The following is a 6358-nucleotide window of genomic DNA, read 5'->3' on the forward strand; positions in this document are numbered from 1 at the left end:
ACCGTGCGGTGCGGTCCCTCAATTAAAGTAACAGGCAACCTAATCAATAGTGCACCAAGGAAATGCATAGGATGGGGCCGTGTCCCCGAAGCGCTCCTACGTCTCCCCTCTGCGCGCGCAGGCCGCCGCACGAACGCGGGAGCAGATCCTTCAGCAGGCCACCGAGTTGTTCGCTGAGCGCGGCTACGCACTGGTGACCGTCGCGGACATCGCATCCGCAGCCGGTGTCTCCTCCAAGACGGTGTTCGCGAGCGTCGGCAGCAAGAGCGACATCCTGGACCGGATCGTGGACCAGGGCGTGGCTGCGTCCGGCCACCAGCAGGCCGTACGGCAAGTCCTCGGCCTGGACCGGCCCGAGGCCGTCCTGGAGGCTCTGGCGCGCGGCACCAGAGCCGGCAACGAGGAACATTTCCGTGTGCACGAGGCAATTCGCAAAGCGTTGCCGGTGCACGAGAACGGTGAAGCGCTGTGGCAGCGCGCCACAGCGGCATACCGGGAGGCACTGGTTACGGCCGCGCATCATCTGCATGCACTGGTGGCCCCACCCCCGTGCACTCCACAGGAGACGGCAGACGCTCTGTGGTACTGGTTCGGCCCGTCCGGCTGGCGCACCCTCGTCGTCGACAGTGGCTGGTCCTGGGACCGCGCTGAGGAGTTCCTGCGTCACACAGCCACAGTCACGCTGTATACCCCTCGATGAGCGTCCACCGGTTCCCGCGTCGGTCTGGACCGGCCGTTGGGGGTACAGCGACCACGGTCCATCAGCCGAGCAGGGCCGGGATCCCGGAGTGGCCGAAGAATCCAGGAAGCCCGCCGGTGTGCACCAGGACGGTTGTCTCACCGGGGCGGATGTCCCCGTCGCGGACGGCGGCACGCAGTCCGGCGAGGGCGCGGCCTGAGTAGACGGGGTCCAGGACCACGCCTTCGCACCGGGCGGCCAGTGACAGGGCGTCGGCTGTCTGCGCGGTCAGCGTTCCGTAACCGACGCCGATCTGGTCGGTACGCACCCGCAGGTCCCCGACTGTGAGAGGACTCCGCGTCAGCGCCGCCGCGTACTCGTGGACGGCCGTCACCGCTTCGGGCCGGGCTCCGGTGTCCACTCCGAGAACCCGTCGGGCTCCGGCGGCGGCCACCAGCCCGGCCATCGTGCCGCCCGAGCCGAGGGCCACGACGATGTGCCGAACGCCGGGGCACTGCCCGAGCAGTTCCCTGCCGGCGTCCCGGTAGCCTCGCGCACCGAGGACGCTGGAGCCGCCGAAGGGAATCACGGCGGGGGCCGCGCCCGCCCCGCGCAGTTCCTCGGCGGTCCGGCGGGCTGTCGTCTTGAGACCTTCGCCGTCCACGTCGCCGGCCCAGACCAGGCGGGCGCCGAGAAGGCTGTCGAGCAGGAGGTTGCCGGACGCTGCGGCCGGCGGTTTCCCCGGGAGGACGAGCACCACGTCCAGGCCGAGGCGGGCTCCGGCTGCCGCGGTCAGGCGGGCGTGATTGCTCTGGGCGGCGCCGGTGGTGACCAGGGTGTCCGCGTGCTCGGCCAGGGCCCCCGCCACCGTCCACTCCAACTTGCGGATCTTGTTGCCGCCTCCGGCCAGGCCGGTGAGGTCGTCGCGTTTGATCCACAGGTCCTCGGCGCGCAGCCCGAGGGCTGTGGCGAGCGGGGGAGCCGGTTCCAAAGGCGTGGGCCAGCTCCCCAGTCGCAGGGGCGAGAAGGACAGGTCGGCCGGGTCTGTGTCGCTCTGTGCCGGCTCGATGTTACGAGAGTCCATGAACGTCTCCTGTCCTTGAAGCGGTCTGGCAGGCATGCTGTTTCCTCACCATGCGTCCGCGCAGTGACTTCGGCGGTTCGGCCGCGTCGCTCCGCGAGCATGCGGGTTCGTCGGCTGAGATGGCTGCCGTCCCCCAGCTTTTCCGTGGCGGTGTCGACCCGCCTCGCGCCTGGCCTTCGGTGCCGCACCAGGCGGTGCCATGTGCTGGGCTTAGATCAGCTGGCTCGCGACCTCGATGGCTCCGCAGGAGGTAGCGAGAAGGCCGACGCCTGACGGCTTGACCGAGTACGTCGCAGTGCGTCGGTTCGCTCATGGTCGAGCCGAGGCCACGACGTGAGTTGAAGTATCCGACGGGGCGGCGACCAAGGCGCTGTATGCATTCCCGGCCGGGCATTGCGGCCGGTCAGGTCCGTAGGTGGGCGGCCAGGCGGGCCAGGAGGGAGACGCAGTCGCGTAGTTGTTGCTGCTCCGTTGGGCTGAGTGTCTCGCGGATGGCGGTGTTGAGGCGATCGGAACGGTGGGATCGCTCGGTACGGAGGCGGGCTCGTCCGGTTTCGGTGATGTGGACCAGAAGTTTGCGTCCATCGGTGGGATGGGGCTCGGTGCGGACGAGGCCGCTGGCGCGCAGATCCTTGACGGTTTTAGCTGACGACTGGTGGGTCACTCCCCGGCGGTTTGCCAGTTCGGCCGTGGTTTGCGGACCGGTGCGGTCGAGGTGGCCGAGGACGGCGGCTTCGCCGGAGGGCATGGTGTCCACGGTTCGTACGGTGCGGACCAGCTCTCCGATCACCTGCCGCATATCTTCGGCGAGTGTGTCCTCCTCGTTCATGGGTGCATCCTATGCGGACCGCGCAATCAACGTGTACAAGCAAACTGTACTTTGCTGCAAGTTCGCTCCTGCCCCGTCAAGGCCTTCGGGTACTTCGCCGCTTGGGCAGGCGCCGGTGGCTGAACGCTTCACCCGGCGGGCTGCTGTCGTGTTGCTTCGCCTGGCGGGTCGGCACGACCGGCAGGGGGGTTGGCTGTGACTGCGGCGGGTGATCGAGTGAGGTCACCGAGAGGCAGAACGCTGCGCCGATAGGCGGTGTTCCAGAAGAGTGCTGTCGCCGTGTACGCCGCGGCGGTCGCGCAAGCGATGAGGTGCCAGGCGCCGGCGCGGGTGAAGACGGCAAGGTTGCCGAAGGCGCCGATGGTCTTGGCCAGCAGACCGACGCCGGACAGGCCCACTGTGATCTCGAGCGCGCGATTCAGAGCAGGGGTGGCGCCGAAGAGAATGAAGGCGAACACCGTCCAGCAGGCGAGGTAGCAGCCGAGGGTGACGTGGTCGGTGGGGGGAAGCAGGTGCACGCCGGTCAGCCAGTCGGTCACGCCGATGGTGACCCAGAACAGGCCGAAGGCGGTGAACGAGGTCGCCCCGAAGACATTGCGGCTTCGGTATTCCTGCAGCCCGGCGAGGAGCTGAGCGCCGCCCCCCAGGAAGACGGCGACACCTGTGGCCAGACCTGTTCGTGCGACCCCTCCCGTGTCGGGGAGGGTGCCCACGAAGGTTCCCAGGGCGAACGCCCACAGGCCGAGCGTGTCGGGACTGGCGAGGTGCGGTTCGTCTCGGCCCTGTTGAACAGGGGGTGCTTGATGCGAGGTCATCGTGGTCCGGACTCCGGCCACAGGTTGCGGGTGTCGGGCAGGGGATCAGCGGTGGTGGGATTGACTGCCGCTCCGATGCCTTCCACTGCTGTGACCAGTGTTCGGCCGGGGGAGAGGGTGGCCTCGGCTGCGGACGTCCGGCCGGGGGTGCCGGTGAGGATGACGTCGCCGGGTTCCAGGGTGAGAAAGGTGCTGCAGTAGGCCAGCAGTTCGGCAGGGGTGAACAGCAGATCGCTGGTGGATCCGCGCTGCCATTCGACGCCATCGACGGTGAAGGTGACGGTCAGGTCGCGGGCGTTGTCGAGTTCGTCGGGTGTCACCAGTGCGGGGCCGAGCGGGGTCGAGCGGTCGAACACCTTGCCCTGGAGCGCTTCGGTGGTGCGGTGCTGCCAGTCCCGTAAGGACATGTCGTTGGCCACGGTGTAGCCGGCGATGGCCTCGTTCGCCTCGTTCACGCCGGCGCGGCTCAGGCGCCGTCCGACGATGACGGCCAGTTCCGCTTCACCGCCGATGTGGTCACTGATCCGCGGCAGTGTGATGTCGTCGCGAGGGTCGGTGAGGGTGGAGGGGAACTTAGCGAAGAACGTCGGGTAGGCGGGGGTGGGGCGTTCCAGCTGCTGGATGTGGCTGCGGTAGTTCAGGCCGATGCACAGGATGTGCGCCGGGGAGGGGGAGACGCGGGCGTAGTGGGCGGTCCGCGCGTCGACTTCTCCGGTTTCCGTCAGGTGCTCGCGGCGCAGGTAGGCGTCGACGGCGTGAGAGGCGTCGACGAGGACAGCGCGGTCACCTTCGATGCGGGCCGCGGTGAGGGTGTCGTCGATGCGGAGAGTGGCGAAGCGCACGGCTGTTCCTTGGGTGTCGGGGTTTCACAGCTGGATCGTGGTGCCCGGGGTCAGGCGGGTGATGGGGGTGCCGGTCAGGCCGTTCTCGCCGAGGAGAGTGGCGGTGGACTGCTGGCCGAGGTCGCTGAGCATGAGCTCGTGGATCTGGATGATCTGCTCGGGCTTGACGGCGCGCACGTAATCGGCGGCTTCGCCGAGCTTGGTCCAAGGCCCGCTCGTCGGCAGCAGGAGCGTGTGCACCGAGGCGTCGGGCACGAAGTAGGCATCCCCCGGGTGGTAGAGGACCCCGTCGTCGACGAGGTAGCCGACGTTGTCGGGGCACGGGATGTCCTCGTGGATCAGCGCGTGCCGATGGCCGTGCACGGTGATGGTGAACGAACCGAAAGCGAAATTGTCACCGGCGGCAACGGCCCGGACACGGCCGTCGTGGGAGCCGAGCGTGGCCACCACCGGAGTCGGCGCGTAAACCTGCAGGTCCGGCTGGGCCTGCAGGGCCGAGGACACGATCTCCTCGTCGAAGTGATCGAAGTGCTCGTGGGTGATCAGCACGGCGTGGGCCCGGGACACGGCCTCGGCCGCTTCGGGTGTGAAGGTGCCGGGGTCGATGACGAGACGGGTGCCGTTCTTCTCCAGCGCGACGCAGGCGTGGGCGTACTTGGTGAATCGCATGGGAGGTCCTTCCTGGAACCGTCGATTCCTACAGTTAAACTGTACAACGTAACTGCATGATCTTTCGGGGGAGGCAGTCTGATGCGTCAAGTCGGGGGCCGTGGTGTAAAGCGCGGCGTCGTCAACCCTCGACCCGCCTGATGCCGCAGCGGAGCTCGATCGACTGCGGAGAGAGGGCCCAGCCGAGCCGGACCATGTGATCGCAGCGGCACGGCGCAGCGGCTTGTGCTGTCCGGTGCAATGTTCAGCGTCCCGGTGCCCCTGTCGTTCGGTGTGCGTCGGCTGGAGAGCCGTCGCACTCACTGGTCATCAACAGACTCCGACGATCCCTCGCGCCTCCGCCGTTGCCTACGACGCGACCAGCGCCGACCGGCGCGCACAGCAGCTCCACGAGGCCGGCGCCACCCGCGTCAGACGCCTACTCGTGGCCCCCGGGCAGCTGCCGGACATAGAGACCTCACCGGACCGCCCTGGCCGGGCCCGTCATCGCTCGCCGGGGTGATCAAGGGTCCGGCCGCGTACCCGCGCGACCGCAGCACGGGTAAGCCGCCCATGCGACCTCTTGCGATCAAGCCGGCCTTCACCGCGGCGGCTGCCCTCCTGCTGCTGGCTCCCTCGGCATCCGCGGCGGCCCCCATGAGCGCCAAGAACACGAGCGAGGACGTGACGATCTCCGTCAAGGGCCAGGTCCTGCACGTCGACACGATCACCGTCACCAGCAGCCGGCAACGCAACGGCGAAGCCTTCCGCGTCTACCGGCACACCGGCTCAGCAGCGGCCCAGTCGAACGTCACCCGCTGGAAGACAGCCCGCTACCAGACCGCAGGGATGCCCCGGTTCGCCGCCGCTTCCTGGAAGGTCAACGCCAAGTTCGCGAACAGGACGTGGCTGTGCGCAGTGGCCAGGAAGTCGTCCGGTAACCCCTGTATCCGGTGCACCGCTGACCTGACGCACCCGTGCGCCCGGCCCCACGGGGGATAGGGCCGGGCGCTGTGCCAGGGGCCGGACCGAGGCAACGCCGGGGCACCCTGTATTCGCTATCCGCAACGGGGGGAGCGGACCTGCGATGACCGGATCAACTACCGGCCGCACCCACGCGTCACGCCCACGCACAGGGTCTGCACATTCCGGACCACTCCTGTCTGTACTCGGCCGGACGATCATCCTGACGCGGGGGTGTAGGCCGGTGAACGTGGGCGATTCGGCTCGGTGAGGGGTCAGGCTTCTTTCGCCGGCCCGGGAGGTCGGCGAAGAACCCCCTGCCCTATCAACGAAGCCACGTGGTGCACTCGCTCGGGGACAGCCTGGACCGCGCACTGGAGAAGGCGTTCACCCGCCCCGCTCCTAACTGGCTCTAACAAAAGCTGCTGATCATGAGACGGTCGGCCTCTCCGCTCGTATGTCTGGGTATGGGAAACCGTCAGTCGCGGCCGTGGGTCG

At 68.3% G+C, this 6358-nt stretch carries 7 protein-coding genes; 2 read left to right on the forward strand and 5 right to left on the reverse strand.

The genetic code is table 11. The features are described 5' to 3' along the window. Positions 1 to 79: 79 nt before the first annotated feature. Complete coding sequence (locus ACFW47_RS34405) at positions 80 to 700, forward strand: TetR/AcrR family transcriptional regulator (RefSeq protein WP_386308198.1); 621 nt, start codon at positions 80 to 82, stop codon at positions 698 to 700. Between the two features lie 61 nt (positions 701 to 761). On the opposite strand, the gene ACFW47_RS34410 is transcribed toward ACFW47_RS34405, so the two are convergent. From ACFW47_RS34410 to ACFW47_RS34430, 5 genes are all read right to left on the reverse strand, one after another. Next, complete coding sequence (locus ACFW47_RS34410) at positions 762 to 1763, reverse strand: D-cysteine desulfhydrase family protein (RefSeq protein WP_386308199.1); 1002 nt, start codon at positions 1761 to 1763, stop codon at positions 762 to 764. A 403-nt stretch (positions 1764 to 2166) separates the two neighbouring features. Beyond that, the gene (locus ACFW47_RS34415) at positions 2167 to 2592 is read right to left on the reverse strand and encodes a MarR family winged helix-turn-helix transcriptional regulator (RefSeq protein WP_386308200.1); all 426 of its coding nucleotides are present in this window, start codon (positions 2590 to 2592) and stop codon (positions 2167 to 2169) included. A gap of 128 nt (positions 2593 to 2720) precedes the next feature. Further along, positions 2721 to 3407, reverse strand: a complete 687-nt coding sequence (locus ACFW47_RS34420) for an acetate uptake transporter (RefSeq protein ID WP_386308201.1) — start codon at positions 3405 to 3407, stop codon at positions 2721 to 2723. After that, a complete protein-coding gene (locus ACFW47_RS34425; protein WP_386308202.1) occupies positions 3404 to 4249 on the reverse strand; it encodes a fumarylacetoacetate hydrolase family protein in 846 nt (281 codons plus the stop codon). The genes ACFW47_RS34420 and ACFW47_RS34425 overlap by 4 nt, the downstream gene beginning before the upstream one ends. A gap of 24 nt (positions 4250 to 4273) precedes the next feature. Then, a complete protein-coding gene (locus ACFW47_RS34430) occupies positions 4274 to 4918 on the reverse strand; it encodes an MBL fold metallo-hydrolase (protein WP_386308203.1) in 645 nt (214 codons plus the stop codon). Positions 4919 to 5470: 552 nt separating this feature from the next. Between ACFW47_RS34430 and ACFW47_RS34435 the strand changes: the two genes are divergently transcribed. Beyond that, on the forward strand, positions 5471 to 5899 hold the full coding sequence (locus ACFW47_RS34435; RefSeq protein ID WP_386308204.1) for a hypothetical protein: 429 nt from the start codon (positions 5471 to 5473) through the stop codon (positions 5897 to 5899). The last annotated feature ends 459 nt before the right edge of the window (positions 5900 to 6358 follow it).

Origin of the sequence: Streptomyces sp. NPDC058796 (genome assembly GCF_042745235.1) — a bacterium.
Classification (GTDB): Bacteria; Actinomycetota; Actinomycetes; order Streptomycetales; family Streptomycetaceae; genus Streptomyces.